At 66.9% G+C, this 18,755-nt stretch carries 24 protein-coding genes, 1 tRNA gene and 1 riboswitch; of the genes, 10 read left to right on the top strand and 15 right to left on the bottom strand.

Features of this window, described 5'->3' with window-relative positions; translation table 11 throughout:
* Window position 1: 1 nt before the first annotated feature.
* From OXM58_15745 to OXM58_15700, 10 genes are all read right to left on the bottom strand, one after another.
* On the bottom strand, window positions 2–472 hold the full coding sequence (locus OXM58_15745) for a Na(+)/H(+) antiporter subunit B (GenBank protein MDE0149823.1): 471 nt from the start codon (window positions 470–472) through the stop codon (window positions 2–4).
* Window positions 469–1,131 carry a DUF4040 domain-containing protein gene (locus OXM58_15740; protein MDE0149822.1) on the bottom strand — a complete coding sequence of 221 codons (663 nt, stop codon included), beginning with the start codon at window positions 1,129–1,131 and terminating at the stop codon, window positions 469–471. The genes OXM58_15745 and OXM58_15740 overlap by 4 nt, the downstream gene beginning before the upstream one ends.
* The gene (gene mnhG / locus OXM58_15735) at window positions 1,128–1,478 is read right to left on the bottom strand and encodes a monovalent cation/H(+) antiporter subunit G (GenBank protein ID MDE0149821.1); all 351 of its coding nucleotides are present in this window, start codon (window positions 1,476–1,478) and stop codon (window positions 1,128–1,130) included. Before mnhG ends, OXM58_15740 begins: the two co-directional genes overlap by 4 nt.
* Before the next feature lie 2 nt (window positions 1,479–1,480).
* A complete protein-coding gene (locus OXM58_15730) occupies window positions 1,481–1,792 on the bottom strand; it encodes a cation:proton antiporter (protein ID MDE0149820.1) in 312 nt (103 codons plus the stop codon).
* Complete coding sequence (locus OXM58_15725) at window positions 1,789–2,286, bottom strand: Na+/H+ antiporter subunit E (GenBank protein MDE0149819.1); 498 nt, start codon at window positions 2,284–2,286, stop codon at window positions 1,789–1,791. Before OXM58_15725 ends, OXM58_15730 begins: the two co-directional genes overlap by 4 nt.
* 194 nt (window positions 2,287–2,480) lie before the next feature.
* A complete protein-coding gene (locus OXM58_15720; protein MDE0149818.1) occupies window positions 2,481–3,449 on the bottom strand; it encodes an ABC transporter substrate-binding protein in 969 nt (322 codons plus the stop codon).
* A 16-nt stretch (window positions 3,450–3,465) separates the two neighbouring features.
* Window positions 3,466–4,344: an ABC transporter permease gene (locus OXM58_15715; GenBank protein ID MDE0149817.1), complete on the bottom strand. Its 879-nt coding sequence runs from the start codon at window positions 4,342–4,344 to the stop codon at window positions 3,466–3,468.
* Window positions 4,335–4,479, bottom strand: a riboswitch (TPP riboswitch). (Overlaps the previous gene by 10 nt.)
* Window positions 4,480–4,536: 57 nt before the next feature.
* Window positions 4,537–5,424, bottom strand: a complete 888-nt coding sequence (locus OXM58_15710) for an IS1 family transposase (protein ID MDE0149816.1) — start codon at window positions 5,422–5,424, stop codon at window positions 4,537–4,539.
* Window positions 5,425–5,606: 182 nt separating this feature from the next.
* The gene (locus OXM58_15705; GenBank protein ID MDE0149815.1) at window positions 5,607–5,900 is read right to left on the bottom strand and encodes a hypothetical protein; all 294 of its coding nucleotides are present in this window, start codon (window positions 5,898–5,900) and stop codon (window positions 5,607–5,609) included.
* A 63-nt stretch (window positions 5,901–5,963) separates the two neighbouring features.
* Complete coding sequence (locus tag OXM58_15700; GenBank protein MDE0149814.1) at window positions 5,964–7,448, bottom strand: hypothetical protein; 1,485 nt, start codon at window positions 7,446–7,448, stop codon at window positions 5,964–5,966.
* Between the two features lie 275 nt (window positions 7,449–7,723).
* Here OXM58_15700 and OXM58_15695 point away from each other — a divergent pair, with 275 nt between their 5' ends.
* From OXM58_15695 to OXM58_15680, 4 genes are all read left to right on the top strand, one after another.
* On the top strand, window positions 7,724–7,939 hold the full coding sequence (locus OXM58_15695; GenBank protein MDE0149813.1) for a hypothetical protein: 216 nt from the start codon (window positions 7,724–7,726) through the stop codon (window positions 7,937–7,939).
* 54 nt (window positions 7,940–7,993) lie between these two features.
* Entirely contained in the window at window positions 7,994–8,266 is a 273-nt protein-coding gene (locus OXM58_15690; protein ID MDE0149812.1) for a hypothetical protein, read from the top strand.
* 34 nt (window positions 8,267–8,300) lie between these two features.
* Window positions 8,301–8,519: a hypothetical protein gene (locus tag OXM58_15685; protein ID MDE0149811.1), complete on the top strand. Its 219-nt coding sequence runs from the start codon at window positions 8,301–8,303 to the stop codon at window positions 8,517–8,519.
* 1,060 nt (window positions 8,520–9,579) lie between these two features.
* Window positions 9,580–10,626: an acetoin utilization protein AcuC gene (locus OXM58_15680; protein MDE0149810.1), complete on the top strand. Its 1,047-nt coding sequence runs from the start codon at window positions 9,580–9,582 to the stop codon at window positions 10,624–10,626.
* Here the strand turns inward: OXM58_15680 and OXM58_15675 are convergent.
* A complete protein-coding gene (locus tag OXM58_15675; protein MDE0149809.1) occupies window positions 10,623–11,291 on the bottom strand; it encodes a class I SAM-dependent methyltransferase in 669 nt (222 codons plus the stop codon). The genes OXM58_15680 and OXM58_15675 overlap by 4 nt on opposite strands.
* 244 nt (window positions 11,292–11,535) lie before the next feature.
* Here OXM58_15675 and OXM58_15670 point away from each other — a divergent pair.
* The 4 genes from OXM58_15670 (at window position 11,536) to OXM58_15655 (ending at window position 13,488) form a co-directional block, all read left to right on the top strand.
* Window positions 11,536–11,612 (top strand) — tRNA-Pro (locus OXM58_15670).
* A 31-nt stretch (window positions 11,613–11,643) separates the two neighbouring features.
* The gene (locus tag OXM58_15665; protein ID MDE0149808.1) at window positions 11,644–11,940 is read left to right on the top strand and encodes an ETC complex I subunit; all 297 of its coding nucleotides are present in this window, start codon (window positions 11,644–11,646) and stop codon (window positions 11,938–11,940) included.
* Window positions 11,941–12,026: 86 nt separating this feature from the next.
* Window positions 12,027–13,001 (top strand): lipoyl synthase, encoded by a 975-nt coding sequence (gene lipA / locus OXM58_15660; GenBank protein MDE0149807.1) that lies wholly within the window; start codon window positions 12,027–12,029, stop codon window positions 12,999–13,001.
* A 4-nt stretch (window positions 13,002–13,005) separates the two neighbouring features.
* Window positions 13,006–13,488: a type II toxin-antitoxin system RatA family toxin gene (locus OXM58_15655; GenBank protein ID MDE0149806.1), complete on the top strand. Its 483-nt coding sequence runs from the start codon at window positions 13,006–13,008 to the stop codon at window positions 13,486–13,488.
* On the opposite strand, the gene OXM58_15650 is transcribed toward OXM58_15655, so the two are convergent.
* The 4 genes from OXM58_15650 to OXM58_15635 are packed head-to-tail and all read right to left on the bottom strand — an operon-like array spanning window position 13,485 to window position 16,486.
* Window positions 13,485–14,234, bottom strand: a complete 750-nt coding sequence (locus tag OXM58_15650; GenBank protein ID MDE0149805.1) for a CPBP family intramembrane metalloprotease — start codon at window positions 14,232–14,234, stop codon at window positions 13,485–13,487. The genes OXM58_15655 and OXM58_15650 overlap by 4 nt on opposite strands.
* Window positions 14,231–14,773, bottom strand: a complete 543-nt coding sequence (locus tag OXM58_15645; protein MDE0149804.1) for a CinA family protein — start codon at window positions 14,771–14,773, stop codon at window positions 14,231–14,233. Before OXM58_15645 ends, OXM58_15650 begins: the two co-directional genes overlap by 4 nt.
* Window positions 14,770–15,273, bottom strand: a complete 504-nt coding sequence (locus OXM58_15640; GenBank protein ID MDE0149803.1) for a phosphatidylglycerophosphatase A — start codon at window positions 15,271–15,273, stop codon at window positions 14,770–14,772. The genes OXM58_15645 and OXM58_15640 overlap by 4 nt, the downstream gene beginning before the upstream one ends.
* A gap of 1 nt (window position 15,274) precedes the next feature.
* Window positions 15,275–16,486: a bifunctional 2-C-methyl-D-erythritol 4-phosphate cytidylyltransferase/2-C-methyl-D-erythritol 2,4-cyclodiphosphate synthase gene (locus OXM58_15635; GenBank protein MDE0149802.1), complete on the bottom strand. Its 1,212-nt coding sequence runs from the start codon at window positions 16,484–16,486 to the stop codon at window positions 15,275–15,277.
* Between the two features lie 98 nt (window positions 16,487–16,584).
* Between OXM58_15635 and dusB the strand changes: the two genes are divergently transcribed.
* Both dusB and OXM58_15625 read left to right on the top strand, forming a co-directional pair.
* Window positions 16,585–17,583, top strand: a complete 999-nt coding sequence (gene dusB, locus OXM58_15630; protein ID MDE0149801.1) for a tRNA dihydrouridine synthase DusB — start codon at window positions 16,585–16,587, stop codon at window positions 17,581–17,583.
* A gap of 2 nt (window positions 17,584–17,585) precedes the next feature.
* A complete protein-coding gene (locus OXM58_15625; protein MDE0149800.1) occupies window positions 17,586–18,752 on the top strand; it encodes an ATP-binding protein in 1,167 nt (388 codons plus the stop codon).
* Window positions 18,753–18,755: the final 3 nt, after the last annotated feature.

The following is an 18,755-nucleotide window of genomic DNA, read 5'->3' as shown; positions in this document are numbered from 1 at the left end:
GCTACCGCTCTTCGTCGCCGTCGTGCGGAACGCCGGTGTCCTCGCGCGCTTCCAGCACGCCGCGCCGGCCGGCGAAGGTGAAGAAGACCGTGATCATCACCGCGGCGACTGTCACGCCGACACCGAACTCGATGATCAGGATGCCGTAGTGCTGGCCGTGGCCGGTATCGTCGGCCAGGACGGAATAGTCGAGATACTTGCCGCCCAGCAGCATCCCGGCCACGCCCGTTCCGGCATAGAGCAGCACGCCCAGCCCGATTCCCGCCTGCGCGACGGCGGGCGGCGCGATCTGCCGGGCGTGTTCGATGCCATAGATCAGGGCAAACAGGATGAAAGCCGAGGCGAAGATCACGCCGGCCTGGAAGCCGCCGCCGGGCCCGAAATCGCCGTGGAACTGGACGTAGAGCGCGAACAGGACGATGAACGGCGCCAGCAGCCTGGCGATGACGCGCAGGACGACATGCTCGATCATGCGCCGGCCCCGCCGGACGTAGATTCGCCGGAAGTCGATTCGCCGCCTGACGTCTCTTCGCCGTCCCGCCGTCCCGGCCGCCGCCGCCGGACCGCGCCGCCGCCGAGCAGCATGAGCACGCCGACGCCCGCGGTGAAGATCACGACGACCTCGCCCAGCGTGTCGAAGCCCCGATAGCTCGCCAGGGTCGTCGTCACGACATTGGGAATATGGGTCGCCGTCGGTTTCTCCCGGCCGACCTGGCGCACGGAATCGGCCAGGAATTCCGGCGCCAGCCGGCCCTGGGCCGGCGCGCCGGGGTCGCCGAAATGCGGCATAAGCGGATCGAGCGTGGTGTAGACGAGCGCCGCGCCGAGCAGCACGACCAGCAGCATCGAGCCGTAGGTTCCCAAACGGTGCCCCAGACGATTCTTGTGCGGCTTCGCCTGCCGGTCGGTGAGCAGCAGGGCGCCGAGAAACAGCACCGTGGTGATGCCGGCGCCGACCGCCGCTTCGGTGAAGGCGACGTCCACCGCGTCGAGCAGCACGAAGACGGTCGCGGTCAGCAGACTGTAGATGCCGGCCAGCATCGTCGCGACGAACAGGTTGCGGGTCCGGGCGATGGCCCAGGCCGTGATCGCCATGAAGGCGAGCAGCGCCAGGTTGGTGACGGTAATCAACGCTGCGCCTCATCCGCCATCCCGGCGGTTTCGTCGGCGTCCAGCTCGCGGCACAGCGGCTTCAGCCCGCCGGCCAGCGCGCCCTTGACCAGCGCGTGGGTTGCCGTCGGGCAGGTGAAGAACAGCAGCAGCCCGATAATCGCCAGCTTCACCGTGACCAGCGAAAAACCGGCCTGGAGCGCCAGGCCGAACAGGATGAACAGGGCGCCGCCGGTATCGATGACGCCGGCGGCGTGGCTGCGCGCGTAGACATCCGGGAAGCGGATCATGCCGATGCCGCCGGCCACGCAAAGCAGCGCTCCGGCGACCAGGCAGAGCCAGCTTGCGATATCGACCGCCAGCGCCATGGTCAGCCGCCGCTCCCGGAAATATCGGCCTCGCCGGTGTCGGCCTCCCGGCCGGACGCGCCGAGATCGCCGTATTGCAGATATTTCAGGATCGCGATGGTGCCGACGAAATTGATCAGCGCATAGAGCAGGGCGATATCGAGGAATTGCGGCCGTCCCATCAGGAAGCCGAGCACGGCGATCGCCAGCACGGTCACGGTGCCGAAGGTGTTGAGCGCGAGGACCCGATCGAACACCGTCGGGCCGAGCAGGCCGCGGACCAGCGTCAACGCCATCGCCGCCAGCACCCCGGCCATCGCCGCGGCGAACATCATGGCCCGTCCTCCGCCCCGTCCTTCGTGTGGCCCTCGACCCGGCAGACGCGCCCGTCCATCGCGCCGCCCAGGACATCCCGGGCGCCGTCGCGGGTCAGCGCATGGACCCGGATCTCGTGGTCCCAGGTCTGCATGGAGACGGTGCCGGGCGTCAGCGTGATCGAATTGGCGTAGGTCGCGACGCCGACGCCGGTATCCTGGTTCGCCGGCGCGCGAAAGACGCAGGGGTCGATCCGGTTGCCGGGCAGGACGCAGCGCGTTGCAACGTCGACATTGGCTTTCAGGATCTGCCCGAGCAGCCAGAGCCAGTAGAGCGGCAGCGTCGGCTTGATGTACCAGGAGAGGGTTGCGTAATCGACGAAATCCTTGCGCCGGGCGATATAGACCGTCGCGGCGCAGGAGGCGACGCCGAAGCCGACGATCAACGGCTCGTAATGGCCGGACATCAGCAGCCAGAAGGCGAACAGGGCAAGATACAGGCCGACCAGCCGCACGGAATTCCGCTCCTCTCCACAGCGCATTCGGGTGCCGCGAACCCTAGTGAGCGGACTCAATCGTGACAAGGCTGCCGGCGCGTCGGCAGTGTCTCAGAACCGGGCAATCCGACGCGCCGCCGTTTCCGCCGATCCAAATTTGCAGGGGAGGGTTTTAAACTCTCCTCTACGGTCCTTCGGCCATTCCCGGACCGTCACTTCAATTCCCGCGCATAGTCCGCGACCGGCAGGACTTTCGGGATGATGCCCTGGCTTTTCAGGAAGGCGGCAAAATTGGCATAGCGCGCGCGATCCAGGGCCGCCGGCCGCAGCGCGAAGCGGGGCAGGGTATCCCGCCACGCCCGGCGGAAGAGCTCGCTGTCCAGTTCCTTCTCGCGGCTCTTGATAAACAGTTTCCAACTGCGCCGCGGATAATTCACCAGATACTGAACGCCGCGTTCCACGGCATTGATAAATTTGCGCATTTTCGGATCGGCCACCCTGTCCCTGTGGGCGACATAGATCAGTTCGTCGTAGGGCGGCACGCCCTCCTCCTCGACGAAGAAGGCGGTGCCCGGCCGCTTTTCGATATCCATCTGGTTGAGCTCGAAATTGCGGTAGGCGCCGATCACCGCGCTCACCTTGCCGGCCATCAGGCTCGAGGACAGGTCGAAATTCACGTTGACCAGCGTGATGTCTTCGATCGCCAGCCCGTGCTTGCCCAGCATCGCCTTCAGCAGCGCCGTTTCGAAGCCGCCGACCGAATAGCCGACCTTGCGGCCCTTGAGGTCGGCGATCCGCTTGACCGGGCCGTCGCGCAGCACGACCAGCGAATTGAGCGGCGTCGCGACCAGTGTGCCGATGCGGACCAGCGGCAGACCCTTGCTCGTCTGGATATGAAGCTGCGGCTGGTAGGAAATGGCGACGTCGCCGCGCCCGGCCGCGACCAGCCGGGGCGGATCGTTCGGATCGGACGGCGCGATCAGTTCGACGTCGAGCCCCGCCTCCCGGAAATAGCCGCGCTCCTGCGCCACGAACAGCGGCCCGTGGTCCGGATTCACGAACCAGTCGAGCAGGACGGTGAATTTGTCGGCAGCAACCGCGGGGGCCGCGCTGGCGAGGGCGGCGGCGAAGGCGGCCAGGCAGGCGGCGCGAAACGGGCGAATCGGGGAGGGAATGGGCATCTTTACATCTCCACAATCAGGCAGCCTCAGCGCGCCAGGGCACGGCGAGGCGCAGCAGCCGGTCGACGGCGAAATAGAGGCCGACGGCGATGACCGCGATGACGACCAGCGCGGCGAACATGCGCGGTTCCTCGGCCTGGGCCTTGGACTGGTTCATGACATGGGCGAGCCCGGCGCTGGCGCCGATCCATTCGCCGACGATGGCGCCGATCGGCGCGGTCGCCGCGGCGATACGGATGCCCGACGCGAGCGAGGGCAGGGCGGCCGGCAGGCGGACCAGCCGCAGCACGTCGCCGCGCGACGCGCCCATCGACCGCGCCAGGTCGATCCACTGCCGATCGGCCCGGCGCAGGCCGTCGAAGAAGGCGGCGGTGACCGGGAAGTAGATGATCAGCGTCGCCATCACGACCTTGGGCCAGATGCCGAAGCCGAACCACAGCACCAGCACCGGCGCCAGGGCGTAGACCGGCACCGCCTGGCTGGCGACCAGCACCGGCAGCATCCAGCGCCGCACCGGCGCGCTCGCCGCCATCAGCAAGGCGGTGGCGCAGCCGACGGTGAGCCCGAACAGCATGCCGAGCAGGATTTCGCTGATCGTGGTGAGCGCGTTTTCTGCGAGCAGGCCGGCGTCGCCGATCAGCGAGGCCAGCACGGCGTCGGGCGGCGGCAGGATAAAGCGCGGCGCGCCGGTCAGCAGGATCGCGGCGTACCAGAAGGCGACGACGCCGATCAGGATGACGCCGATCCGGATGGCGCGCTCCAGCGGGCCGGCCCCGTCCGGCGCGAAGGGGTCGTCCGGCGCGTAGGGATCGTGCGGAAGCTCCGCCGGACGAGGCCCGGCAGAAATAAGGGCGCTACGGCTGGTATGGCGGCTGTTGTCCCGGCGCTCGGCCATGTCACTGTTCCCTACGCCGGTGCGAACCGGATCAGGTTCCAGGGGTCGTTCGCTGCGCCGTCCGGCCGAATCGGGGTGGGGCCGGGACGGGGCAGGGAACCTCTCAGCCGGGCTAGGGCTCCCCCAAGTGATGCGGAAAGGAGTAGGACAGGCGGCGGGCAGATGCAAGCCGCTGGATGTACGGGTAGTGGGTCAGTTTGAAATCTCTGCCCGCTTCTTGTAGGGACCGCGCGGACCGGGCTTCGGGGCGGCATCCTCGATCAACCGAACGATGTCCTCAATGTCCCAAAGGCGATCCCTCACGCCGGCTGCCATCGCAGGGCTGATGCCGCCCAGGCTCGTGTGCTGTCGGCAGAAATTGTAGTGCATGAAGTGCAGCGCGATACTGTGCGCGTGATTCTCGATCTTCTTTGAGAAGGCATTGGTCAGCCGGGTGAACCGGCGGATCGACATGCGCATAGTCAGGTTCTGCCGCTCGGCGTAGCTGGTTGAGACGTGCGCCGGATCGGGATTGCCCTCGATTTTACGCTTGCGCGCTCCGACGCAGGTAGCCGGGCTGTAGCGCTTCTCGCGCTCCGGAGCGTCGCCGTACAGCTTCACCAACATGGCGTAGTCTACATCAGCGCCGAATGCACCCTCGACGGCCTCCAGGTACGCCTTGTGACCATCGCTGGTCAACTGCACCCGTTCGGCCAGACGCACCCGCAGGTCATCCATGAAGTCGATTGCGGTTTCGCCGGAGCGATCACCGACCCGCCATGACGGGACAAGCTTCGTATCCGCGCAGATCGCCGTCCATGTCCAGACATCGCCGGCCTTCGGCGGCGCCGCTTTCGCCGTGGCGACGTTCTTCTCCTTGGCGTAGATGAACGACCAGATTTCATCGACCTGGATGCGCTTGCACGGCAGATCGCGAAGCGCCCGGTCCTGATAGGCCGCACACGCCTTGCCAGCGTCGACCAGCAGCTTCATCGCAGTGGTTTTGCTCACGTCTGCGGTGCGGGCGGCCGCCCGAACGCTCATGCCCTCGACGAGGCATTTGAGGAGCAAGCGGCGTTTCTCGGTGGGCAACAGGTTCATGTCGCTAATATGGCGACTCAACCTGTTTTTGTCAAGCACAAAGGCCAGTTTATAATTGAGTTGAAGCGCCGCCCGATTCCGGGCAAAAAGAAACCCCGCACTCGGTTGGCGACCGTGCGGGGTACATGTTTTCTGAATGGTCAACGTTCTCCCGACCCTTATAGCCGGGAGAGATTGTTGTGTCAAAAGCTACCGCGACGCCGGCGGACGTTACGCTGGAACTTCTCGAAGACGGATACCGTAGCGTCTTCGTAGATTTGGTCGTACACCCCGGCGTCGAAAGGCGGCGGCAGGAGAGCCGGGCGGACATTGGCGCTGGTAGACCTGACAACATCGGCGTTCGGGACATCGCCGAGAATTGATTCGAGAGTATCCTCGTCAAGCCGTGCAACAACCAGCGCCAGAAGAAACTCGAGCGCTTCGATTCGGCTCCGCAGCATGACGATGTTGTTCTCGATCCTGTCCAGGTCGCTCACAGCAAATCCTCCGTGTTGTGAGTGAATGAAGCGCCGGGTGATGCGAACACCCGGCGCTTCTTTCTACCGCCGTTGCGCTCCGAATCCAGCGGCAAGGTCGGTGCGCCGCAGCGTGCCGCCGACCTTTTGCTGGTTCGAGCCGTAGAAGGCACCCGTGACCTTTCCGGCGTCGCCGCCGGTGTCATAAAACAGCGCCCCGCTCACCGCGATCCGGTAGTTCAGGTCGCCGTCACGCCACTGTGTGCCGGTGCCGCGTGCGCCCGGCCCGGCATGGGCGGCCCAGTATTCCAGCCCGGTGAAGTCGAGCGCACCGCGCAGCGTGGCGAGGCTCACGGTCATGTCCGCGGCGCCGGCGACCGTCTCGGCCCGCGGCGTCATGCCGAGCAGGCGTCCGGCCCAGCTTGCGCTGCCGGATACTTGCTGCGGGAGTTCCGAAGGATTGAGCGCCATCGCCCAGGGCCGGACGTTACCGTTCTGCCAGACAGCGCCGAACAGCACCGCCTCGAACCGGCCCGGTATGTAGCCGATGCGGCCGACCACATGAGTCGAGACATCGCTCCACGGGCCGAGATCGTTGAAGTCGAGGTCGCCCGACTCTCCCGGCTGTAGCCGGTCGTAGACGGCATACAGGGCGGCCACGTCGAGATCGGAGAGGATGAGATGCTCCGATTGCCCTTCATCGCCGCTAGCGTGCATGATGGTGTTGGGGATCACGTTGGGGTCGACATGGCCGCGGCCGAGAGCGTGCAACAGTTCATGAAGGAGAACGCCGATCCGCTTCCGCTCCCCTGTCACGCGGATGTCATCGACCGCAACGCCCGCGGCCGTCACGCGACCTGCACTTGACTGCGTCCAGGCGCACCCAATCGCCCGTGTGCTGCTGCCGCACGAACCGTTAGGCCATTGCTCGCGCCGGACAAACCCAACCTCAATCACGCCGGGGGTCAGTTGGTGGTCGCGCGCGGCCGGCGTGTCGTGGTCGAAGCGCAACTGCCATTCGGCGGGCAGGGCGCTGTTGACGAGTCGCACGGCCTGAAAGGTGTCGAGAATGTCTTGATCGGTCGAGCCGGCAACCATGCGCACGGTCGGCGGCGAAGACCAGCGCCGGACAACGCGTTCGCTGTAATCCCTGGCATCGGCTCGAAGGTAGCGCAGCAGTTCGCTCGCGCTCACGCCGTCCCGGAAGCGGACATGCCCGACTTCAACGCCGTCATGCACGGTGTGCAGGCTGCGTGGATAACACGATTGCTGGGTGCATCCTGATACCCGTTCGACAGCTTGCATCATGGGAATTGGATTTGCACCGCCGACAAAAGCAACTCTTCCGCTTGGATCGGTGTTGGTCGGCTCAAGGCTGCCGACACTTCTGACGCCGGATGGCTGGCCTGCGTCATAGGCGACCGCCTGATTGCGGTCGAAGGACGTTGTGGTTGCAGCAGGACCGGGACTTGGTGCCCGGCTCGTGCTGCCGCCACCCCCGCCGCCGCAGGCGGCAAGTACGGTTGCCGCGGCGAACACTGCCGCGGGCACTCTCATCAGCTTTTTCATTGGGCTCTCCCGCATCGGAAGCCGATCACCGACTCGGCGGGTGCCGGGTCGGTCGCCAAACAACTGCTGGTAGATGCGAGTCCCCGCCTATTCGCCTCGACGCAGGGCGCGGCCCCGCGTCGGATCATGGGCTATGGTATTCAGCGGGCGGCCCGACATAGAGCCGCCAGCAGTTGTCTTGGCGATGGGGTGAGGCTACTGTCCGTATGGTGCCGGCGCAAGCCGATGTTGTTTTTTTCTTTTGTTTGGCTATCTTCACGGTTGGAGGACAGAACATGCCCGATACCCCGAAGATGCCGCGCGACGCCAACCAGCTCGGCAAGATGGTCGTGGATATTGCGACCGGCCAGGCGGAGGTTGAGACCAAGCCTGCGAACGCCGTCAGGCGGGCCGCAGGGCGAAAGGGCGGGAAGGCGCGAGCGTCCAGCCTGTCGCCGGAGCGCCGCAGCGAGATCGCGATGAACGCCGCCGCTGCCCGGTGGGAGAAATAGCAGGCCGCAAGACCGGCCGTTGCCGCGGGGAGCCCCGCGCCGTACATTCAGCGCATGACCGACGATGAACAGGACAGGCAGATAGCGGCTGACGTGCGAGCGCGTCGCGATCTTGACCGGAAACTGGCCTGCCTCGAAGGCAAGAGGTCGAAGATGCGTGCTGGCATCCAGATGATGCTTCGGCAATTCGACCGTGGCCCGGTTTCGGACGATGCGTCCAGGGCAATCGACTTCCCGACCAGAGAAGAAGCGCTCGGCCTGCTACAGGAGATCGACAACACTCAGCGGGATCTCGCCGAGGTCAACCGTCGCCTCGACAGGTACTGACTCGCCCTGTGCGCAACAGAGGGAGGATCAAAGGATGAGTGTCCCAAGCACTGAAGATATCTGTGTCTCGCTTATCAAAGAAGCTGAAAAACGCCTCAATGAAGCAAAGACGGACATCGAGTATGCGTCGGGCAATGCGCAATTCAACGAACGAGAGGTCCGCAAGGCGACCTCGGCGGCCAAAAGGCGAATCGCCAAAGCGCAAGAACTCCTAAACCAAGTTGCAGACAGACTACAGCCAACAGGTTCCTAAATTTCAAACTGACCCACTACCGATGTACGGGTTGTGCATCTGTTGGGAGAGGGGGTTAGCCTTCCCGTTCGGATACCGGCGGAATTGGATTCGCGCACCTTCGGCGAATCGCGCTTCTGATCACAAATTTCCCTTTTATGACTCGCCCATGTGGGGCGAAGATGCTAAATTAGTTGAAGATGTGTGTCCCGGTCAGAGCGACGCTGTCGCTCTGACCGGGAGTCCGCACGTGGTTGGATGCCGGTGCGCGGACTAAAGCGTCGATAGGTTTCTGACGACGCAAATTAAAATTTGTTCGCACCGGCACCCGCTTTCAAGAGATATTGGAGGACGGAGTGTCGAGTTATCCCCTAAATTTTGAGACGCGGGCAAGTTGCAGTTGGCTTGGAGGGCATCCGCTTGCAACGCCAGAGCAGGCTGCCGTTTACGGCTCGCGACAAGTTCGGAGCACTGGCAACTTAGGTGCGAGGAAAACTCGCGAACAAGACGAATTTCTCGCTCGTATTCTTCGACTTGTGGATAATCGAACTTCATCCTGTTATTTGGGCCAAGTCGAGCTGGAATCCAGCCAGGAGCGGCGCGCATCAGTATATCTACGCCGAAAGGATCTTTTGCGCATTGCCGGTGAGCGTCCCGACATTCGGGCTGACAATTTTGCCAAGCTACCTCAGATTGTCGAGAAAGGCGCAGTCGCTTACGACACAGAGAGTACGTCGAGTGGTTTTGTCGGCTATATCCCGGAGGCACAAATGGATGGCTACGTTGTTGAATTGGTGATTGAGGAGGATCGGTCTTCAGCGACCTGCGCGGACTTCCGACGCCAGCGTATCGGGTCCATCCGGCAGAGTATGGCGAAACACTATCAGGTGCGGAGCCAGCGATAGCATTTTCCACATGAAATCCACAAACTTATCCCCGTGAGTATTCGAAATTTGAAAATCTGCATTTTGAACTAGCACCGCGACAGGCGGTTGAGGTTGTCTAACAAAACGCGAAAACTCTAAGCTAGGTTTCTACCGCCGCTGGACCGGCCGCAGCGCTGCGCTATCTCAGCGCTATCATGCCCAAACCCCGCTTCATCGGCAGCGAAATTTACAGGCATTCCCGGTACGGCGGGAAGCATCCGCTGGCGATTCCGCGGGTTTCGCTCGCCGCCGACCTGTGCCGGGCGCTCGGCTGGCTGCCCGGCGCGCAATATGTCGACAGTCCGGTCGCCACGGTCGACCAGCTCACCCGGTTCCACGACCCGGATTATGTCGCCGCCGTCCGGCAGTGCGAGCGCGACGGAGCGGCGACCGACGACCAGCGCGCGCGCTACAATCTCGGCGTCAACGGCAATCCGGTGTTCGGCGAGATCTTCCGGCGCCCGGCAACCGCCGCCGGCGCGACGCTGCACGCCATCGGCCTGCTGGAGAAGGGCGGCATCGTGTTCAGCCCGGCCGGCGGGACGCATCACGGCCTGAAGGACCGGGCGAGCGGCTTCTGTTTCTTCAACGATCCGGTGCTCGGCATTCTCGCCGCCCTCGACCGGGGCGCGACGCGGGTCGCCTATCTGGATATCGACGCCCATCATTGCGACGGCGTCGAGATTGCCCTGAGCGACGACCCGCGCGTCATGATCCTGTCGGTCCACGAGGCCGGCCGCTGGCCGCGCACCGGCAACGCCAGTGATCCGGTACGGCATGTCCACCACTATCCCGTCGCCGCAGGTTTCTGCGACAAGGACTTCGAATCGTTGATGAATTCGGAAATCCTTCCGGCGGTGCGCGCCTTCGATCCGCAACTCCTGGTGCTGCAATGCGGTGCCGACGCCCTGGCCGACGACCCGATGAGCAAGCTGTCGCTCAGCAACGCCAGCCACGCCCGGACGGCCACGGCGGCGATGGCGCTCACCCCGCGCCTGCTGGTGACGGGCGGCGGCGGTTACAATCCATGGGCGACCGCGCGCTGCTGGGCCCGGGTGTGGGGTGTGCTCAACGGCCTCGAGGCGGCAAGCCCGATCAACGCCGACGCCCAGGCAGTCCTGCGGGCGGTGACCTGGAGCCATTCCCGCGGCCGCAATCCGCCGGAACGCTGGTTCGCGTCGATTGCCGACGAGGCGGACTAACGCAGCCTTCGGGCCATCAGCAGGCCGTCGCCGATCGGCACCATCGCGACCTCGAAATCGTCGCGCTCGAAGGCCATGCGGGTCGCTTCGCGGATCGCAGCCGTCGATTTGCGGGTATCGTCGGGGTCGGCGACCCGGCCGCCCCAGAAGGCGTTGTCGATCAGCACCAGCCCGTCGCGCCGGACCAGTTGCGCGCACAAGGAGAAGTAAACCGGGTAATCCTCCTTGTCGGCGTCGATGAAGGCCATGTCGAAGCTGCCGGGGCCGGGATCGGCGAGCAGCCCTTCAAGGGTTTGCGCCGCAGGGCCGATGCGCAGGTCGATACGGTCTTCCATGCCGGACTCGCGCCAGTGCCGGCGGCCCGCCTTTTCGACGAACTCGTCGGTGATGTCGCAGGCGACAACCCGGCCGTCTTCCGGCAGCGCCAGCGCCATGCGCAGGGTGCAATAGCCGGTGAAGGTGCCGATTTCGAGGAAACGGCGGGCGCCGATGGCGCCGGCGAGCAGGGCCATGAACTGGGCCTGTTCCGGCGAGCTCTGCCAGCCGTCCTGGGAAAGTCTGTGGGTGTCTTCGCGCAACGCCCGCACCGGGGCGGGCTCGTCGACGCCCCAGCGCAGCAGGTAGGCGTGGAGCGCGTCGCTCAGTTGGTCGGTGCGACGGGACATGGGCGGAGTCCTGGACGGGGAGGGGCGCCGGGTCCGGCAAAGATGTGCGCCTTGATAACACAGGAAAGGCGACACACCATCATGAATGCAAACTCGTGTCCGGGCGGAGGGACCGTAGGGGAGGGTTTCAAACCCTCCCCTACAAACGGTTCGGACCTGCACTGTCCGGGGCTTCAGGGATGGGATACCCGATGTGACAACCGCTTGCCGCCAGCCGCCGCATCGGCTATCGGCAGGCACTGACCGGGGCGTAGCTCAGCCAGGTAGAGCACCTGCTTTGGGAGCAGGAAGCCGGCGGTTCGAATCCGTCCGCCCCGACCAGGCAAGGAAAGTCTGAATTCGGAAGCCAACCATGCGCGCGCGCATCTACCGCCCGGCCAAGACCGCCATGCAGTCCGGCCGCGGCAACGCCAAGGGCTGGATCGTCGAATACGAGCCGCAGGCGGCCATGAAGCAGGACCCGGTGACCGGCTGGACGACGTCGTCGGATACCGGCCAACAGGTGAAGATGGGGTTCGCGACCCGCGACGAGGCGATCGCCTTCTGCGAGCGCAAGGGCATCGACTACCAGGTCCGCGAGCCGCGGGAACGGGCGGTGAGGCCGAAAAGCTACGCCGAAAATTTCCGCACCGACCGCCCGATCGGCTGACCGGCGTTTTCCCGCGGTCCGGAGCGACCGGCTTCCGCGCGCAATCGCGCCTTGAACGGCGGCGGGCGAGGGGGCATCTCCGGGGCATGGCGATTTCCGAATCCGCTGACCTGTCCGCCGGCCGCCGGGCCAAGCCCCGGCATCCCGAAAAGGCGCACCGGCCGGACAGCCCGATCCGGCGCAAGCCGGACTGGATTCGCGTCAAGGCTCCGGCAGGCGAGGACTTCAACGCCACCCGGAATCTGGTCCGGGAACACAATCTCGCGACGGTGTGCGAAGAAGCCGCCTGCCCCAATATCGGCGAGTGTTGGGCGAAGAAGCACGCCACCTTCATGATCCTGGGCAGCGTCTGCACCCGGGCCTGCGCCTTCTGCAACGTCGAGACCGGCCTGCCGAATCTGCTGGATCCGCACGAGCCCGAGAATGTCGGCCTGGCGACGGCGCGGCTCGGCCTGGAGCATATCGTGGTCACGTCGGTCGACCGGGACGACCTGCCGGACGGCGGCGCCGGCCATTTCGTCGAAACGGTCGCCGCGATCCGCCGCCACGCTCCGAACACCACGGTCGAAATCCTGACGCCGGATTTCCTGCACAAGCCGGGCGCGGTCGAACGGGTTGCCCGGGCCCGGCCGGACGTGTTCAACCACAATCTGGAGACCGTGCCGCGGCTCTATCCGGCGATCCGCCCCGGCGCGCGCTATTTCGTATCCCTGCGCCTGTTGCAGGAGGTCAAGGAAACCGACCCGTCGATCTTCACCAAGTCGGGCCTCATGGTCGGCCTGGGCGAGACCAGGGAAGAGGTCTACCAGGTCATGGACGACCTGCGTTCGGCCAACGTCGACTTCCTCACCATCGGCCAGTATCTGCAACCGACGCGCAAGCACGCGCCCGTCGACCGCTTCGTCCATCCCGACGAGTTCCGGGCCTACGAGAAAATGGCCTGGGGCAAGGGTTTCCTGATGGTCTCGGCCTCGCCGCTCACCCGCAGCTCCTATCACGCCGGCGACGATTTCGCCCGGCTGAAGGCGGCCCGCGCCGCGGCGGCAACGGCAGGCGGGTAGCGCAGTGCCCAAACACCGGCAGGTCGCGGTCTTGCCCTACGCGCCCGACCAGATGTTCGATCTGGTCGCCGACGTGAAACGCTATCCGGAATTCCTGCCCTGGGTGATGGGCGCGCGCATCCGCCGCCGGTCGGAAACCCTGATCGTCGCGGACCTGCTGGTCGGCTTCCGCATGATCCGCGAGCGCTACACGTCGCGGGTCAGCCTCGACCGGCCGGGCCGCATCGACGTGACCTATACCGAGGGCCCGTTCCGCTATCTGGAGAACCACTGGGTCTTCAAGGCCCATCCGGACGGCTGCGAGATCGAGTTCTATCTCGATTTCGAGTTCAGGTCCCGCCTGCTGCAACGGCTGATCGGCGCCCTGTTCCACGAAGCGGTGCGCAAGATGGTCGCCGCCTTCGAAGCCCGCGCCCGCAAGCTGTACGGCGATCCGGCGGCGATCCGAAAGGCCGCGCCGGTAGCACCGCACGAAAATCCCGCCTAACCGAGCCCGCTGCGGTCGGGGGCGAGCGCGACCGCGCCGTAGACGAGGACCAGCTGCGCCGTATTGAAGGTCTGGTGCAGCAGGATGCAGGGCAGGATCGAGCGCGATCTTTCGTAAAGCCACGCCAGCAGGCAGCCCATGGCGAAGGCGACGATCATGACCTCGATGCGCAGATGCACGACCGCGAAGGCCAGTGCGCTGATCGGAATCGCGCTTACCGCCGCCAGCCGGTTGCGCAGCCAGGAATAGACCAGGCCGCGGAAGAACAGCTCTTCGAACATCGGCACGAGAATTCCGCCGTAAAGAACGATCGTGGCGGCCGCGATCCAGGAAAATCCGGCCGGCGCGAAAAAATCCGCTCCCGGCGAATCGAGATCGAACGTCCGGCGCAGGAACAGGCCGAAGGCGAAGGCGAGCGGCGTCGCCGCCAGCCCCAGCAGCACGGCTTTCCGTTTCCAGCGGTCGTCGGCGGGCCGCACGCCGATATCCGTCCAGGAATAGCCCGGATTGCGCAGCAGGAGCGCCGAAATGGCGGCGCCGAACGCGGCCAGGTTGGCCGCCAGGTAGCCGATCAGGACGAGCTGCTTGCCGGAGGCGGTGACCGGTTCGGACCGGAGCAGGGGCACGAACTGGATCGCGAAGGCGTAGACCAGGATGGCGACGCCGGTGGCGACCAGCATATCGCGGCCGGCGATCGGCTTCGGCGCCCCGGTCGGTTTCGGGGCTGCGGCCGGGTTCGCGCTCATCGGTCCCGCCGGACTGCCGGGTCGCCGGCCTCCCTTTCGACCGCCGCTTCGACAGCCTGGGCGAGCAGGGCGAGGGCATAGTTCGTTGCCGCCGCCCGGACGGCCGCGCGGTCGCCGGAAAAGACCTGCCGGCGGGCGCCGTTTGCGCCGTCCCGCACCGTCCAGCCGAAATGGACGAGGCCGACCGGCTTGCCGGCGGTGCCGCCGCCCGGCCCGGCGATCCCGGTGACCGAAACGGCGACGTCCGCCCGGGAGTGGCGGAGCGCGCCCGCGGCCATGGCCCGCGCGACCGGTTCGCTGACCGCGCCGGGTCCGCCCGGCCCGGTCAGCGCCGGATCGATGCCGAGTAGTTCGGTCTTGGCCTCGTTGGAATAGGTGACGAAACCCCGCTCGAAAACGTCGGACGAGCCGGCGATGTCGGTCAGCGCGGCCGCGACCATGCCGCCGGTGCAGGATTCGGCCGTGGCGACGGTCAGCCCGGCCGCCCGCGCCGCCTGCAACAGCCGTGCCGGATCGACCGGCCTTGCTTCCGGATTCACAGGGCCGGCTCCAGCCGGATGACCAGCCAGGTCAGCACACCGGCGTAGACGCCCGCGACGATATCGTCCGCCATGACGCCCCAGCCGCCGCCGGTCTGCCGGTCGATCCGGCCGGCCGGCCAGGGTTTCGCGATATCGAACAGGCGGAACAGGCCGAACGCCAGCGCAAAATGCCACCAGACGCTCCCCGAAACCGTAATCGGGCCGGCCGGCAGCAGGGCGATCCACTGGCCGGCGACCTCGTCGACGACGATGGCGGCGTTGTCGTGCCCGCCGGTCTGCCGGTCGTAGGCCGCCGCCGCCCAGGCGCCGAGCGGCAGCAGCAGCAGCGTCGCCAGGCCGAGCCAGAGCCAGCCCGAGGCGCCGCCGGCCCACAGGATCGCGGCGCCGAAGGGCAGGGCGGCCAGCGATCCGGCGGTCCCCGGTGCGACCGGCGAGAGGCCGGCGCCGAACCAGACCGCCAGCCAGCCGGCGAAACCGACCGGTCGCCGCGCGGCCACGTCACACCGTATCCGGCAGGTCGAGCGCCACGACGGCTTGGGCCGCCAGGCCCTCGCCGCGGCCGGTAAAGCCGAGCCGTTCGGTCGTCGTCGCCTTGAGGCCGATTCGCGCCGGCGGCAGGCCGGTCAGGTTGCACAGGCTGCGCTTCATGGCGTCGTAGTGCGGCTGGAGTTTCGGCCGCTCGCAGACAATCGTGAGATCGAGATTGACCAGCCGCCCGTCGGCCGCGGCGGCCAGGCCGAGCGCGTGGCGCACGAACCGGTCCGAGGCCGCGCCGCGCCATTGCGGATCGCTGTCGGGAAAATGCTGCCCGATATCGCCCGCGCCCAGCGCGCCGAGCAGGGCGTCGGTCAGGGCGTGCAGGCCGGCGTCGGCGTCCGAATGGCCCTCGAGCCCGTGCGAATGGCCGATCCGTACGCCGCACAGCACGATATGGTCGCCGGGGCCGAAGGCGTGAACGTCGAAGCCATGCCCGACGACCGTGATCCGCGGCGCCGCAGCCCGGGCGATCCGGTCGGCCCGCGCCAGGTCTTCGGCCGCGGTGATCTTGAAATTGTCCTCCGATCCCGGGCTCATGGCGACGGCGAGGCCAGCGGCTTCGGCGACCGCGGCGTCGTCGGTCAGCGCCCGGCCGGCCGCCGCTTCGTGCGCCGCCACAAGGTCGCGGTAGCGGAAGGCCTGGGGCGTCTGGGCCCGCCACAGCCGGTCGCGCGCGATCGTGTCGGTCACGAGACCCGCGCCGTCGGTCTTCTTGACGGTATCGGCCATCGGGACGCCCGCGGCGGCGGCGCCGTGGCGGCGCGCCGCATCGAGACATTTACCGATGATATCCTCGGTCACGAACGGGCGGGCGGCATCGTGGACGAGGATGAATTCCGGATCGAGTTTATCGAGGAATTTCAAGCCGTTGTAGACCGATTCCTGACGCGATGCCCCGCCCGCCACGAACTGGACCGGCGCCGGGCCGACCGCCTGCCGGGCCAGCGCCTCATCGTCCGGGTGGATGACCGTGACGACAGTCGAGACCGCCGGATGGGCCGCGAAAACGCCGACCGTCCGCCGCAGCACCGGTTCGCCGCCGATCCGGGCATACTGTTTCGGCACGCTGCCGCCGGCGCGTTCGCCGCGCCCGGCCGCCACGATGACGGCCGCGCAGTCCGGGCGTTCTCCGGCGGTATCGGATTGTGGCCGGTCGGTCATGCTGCCGCTCATATCACCGATCCGGCATCGTTCCCATCCCGCGGTTGCCGACGCACCGGGCGCGGCCTAGGTTCGGCGGGATTGCACAATAAACAGGCGCTGGACGAAAAATGGGCATTCGGGTCGGCAACATGACGCTGGACGCGCCGGTCCTGCTGGCGCCGATGTCCGGCGTGACCGATCTGCCGTTCCGGCGGCTCGTGCGGTCGTTCGGCGCCGGGCTGGTCTTTTCCGAAATGGTCGCCAGCGGCACGATGGTGCAGCGGACGCACAAGTCGCGGCTCCGGGGCGACCTCAGCCGCGAGCCGCGTCCCGCCGCCCTCCAGCTTGCCGGCGCGGACCCGGCGGTCATGGCCGAGGCGGCCCGGATGGCGCGGGATTGCGGCGCGGCGCTGATCGACATCAATTTCGGCTGTCCGGCGAAAAAGGTCGTGAACAAGGCGTGCGGATCGGCGCTGATGCGCGAGCCGGCGCTCGCCGCGCGCATCGTCGAGGCGGTGGTGCGCGCCGCCGAGCCGCTGCCGGTGACGGCGAAAATGCGCCTGGGATGGGACGATGCACACCGCAACGCGCCGGAGTTCGCGCGGCTGTGCGAAGCGGCCGGCGCCCGGATGCTCACCGTCCACGCCCGGACCCGCGAACAGCGGTTCGGCGGCTGCGCCGACTGGGCGGCGGTCGCGCCGGTCAGGCGCGCCGTCGGCGTGCCCGTCATCGTCAACGGCGATATTCGCTCGCCGGAGGACATGGCGGAGGCCCTGGCGTTGTCGGGAGCGGACGGCGCGATGGTCGGCCGCGGCGCCTGCGGCCGGCCTTGGCTGCTGCGCGATGCGATGCGGAAGCTGACCGGCCGCCCGGCGGTCGCGCCGCCGGAGGGGTCCGCGCTGGCCGCGCTCGTCAAGGGCCATTACGGCGCCATGCTCGACCATTACGGGGTACCGGCGGGAGTCCGGATCGCGCGCAAGCATCTGGCCTGGTACGCCGAGGCCGCCGGCCTCCCGCCGGACTTCAAGGCCGCAGCAAACCGGCTGACCGTATCCGGCGCGGTGCTGGAGCTGATCGTGCGGGCCTTCGCAGCACCCGCGCCGGAACGCGCGGCCCTGGCCGCATGAAAATGGACCTGCACGCCGCAGCGGTGCGACAGGTGCGGCCCGAAACCGGGCCCCGGCCCGCGGACGTGACCGTGGACGAAACCGGGGACGAAACCGGGTCGGCGGCTTCTCAGGGCTGGGCCTATATCAACGCGCTGGCCGACGCGATCCTCGTGATCGACCGGGAATACGCGATCCGGTTCGCCAATCTCGCGGCCGAGAACCTGCTCGGCGCCAGCCGCAAGGCGATCTGCCGGCGGACCCTTGCGCATTATTTTCCGGAAGACAGCCCGGTCTTCTCGCTCCTGCAGCAGGCGCAGGCGGCGGGCAGCACCGTAGCCGACAGCGACGCGGCGCTCGATTCGCGGCAACGGACCATTCCCCATGTTGCGGTCCAGGCCAGCCCGGTCGGCGACGGCGCCGGGTCGATCGTGCTGAGCTTCCGGGAACAGTCCATCGTGCACCAGATCGACCGCCAGCTCAGCCACCGCAACGCCGCCCGGTCGGTGTCCGCGATGGCCGCCCTGCTGGCCCACGAAATCCGCAACCCGCTGAGCGGCATCAAGGGCGCGGCGCAGCTGCTCGAAACCGCCGCGCCCGCAGAGGACCGGCCGCTCGCCAGCCTGATCTGCGAGGAGGCCGACCGGCTGAACGCCCTGGTCGACCGGTTCGAGATCTTCGCCGACCGGCCGCTGGTCCGGCGCGAGGCGGTGAACATCCACGAGGTGCTCGGCCGGGTCCGGACCAGCGCCGAAAACGGTTTCGCAAGGGGCCGGCGGATCGTCGAGGATTACGATCCTTCCCTGCCGCCGGTTCCCGGAGACCGCGACCGGCTCGTGCAGGTGTTCCTGAACCTGGTCAAGAACGCGGCCGAGGCGGCGCCGGACCGGGGCGGCGAGATCCGGCTGCGCACTGCCTACCGGTCGGGCGTGCGGATCGCGGCGCCGGCCGGCGACGGCTTTATCCGGTTGCCGATCGTCGTCTCGGTCGAGGATAATGGCCTCGGCATACCCGCCGAGCTGCGCAACCACCTGTTCGATCCGTTCGTCACGACCAAATCATCGGGCAGCGGGCTGGGGCTGGCGCTGGTCGCCAAGCTTGTCGAGGAACTTGGCGGTGTCGTCGAGTTCGACCGGGACAACGGGCGCACCGTGTTCCGGGTGCTCCTGCCGGCGCAGGAAAGGCGCTGACCC

The sequence above is a fragment of the Rhodospirillaceae bacterium genome (genome assembly GCA_028819475.1).
Taxonomy (GTDB): Bacteria; Pseudomonadota; Alphaproteobacteria; order Bin65; family Bin65; genus Bin65.
This window is presented reverse-complemented; position numbering and strand designations above follow the sequence as displayed.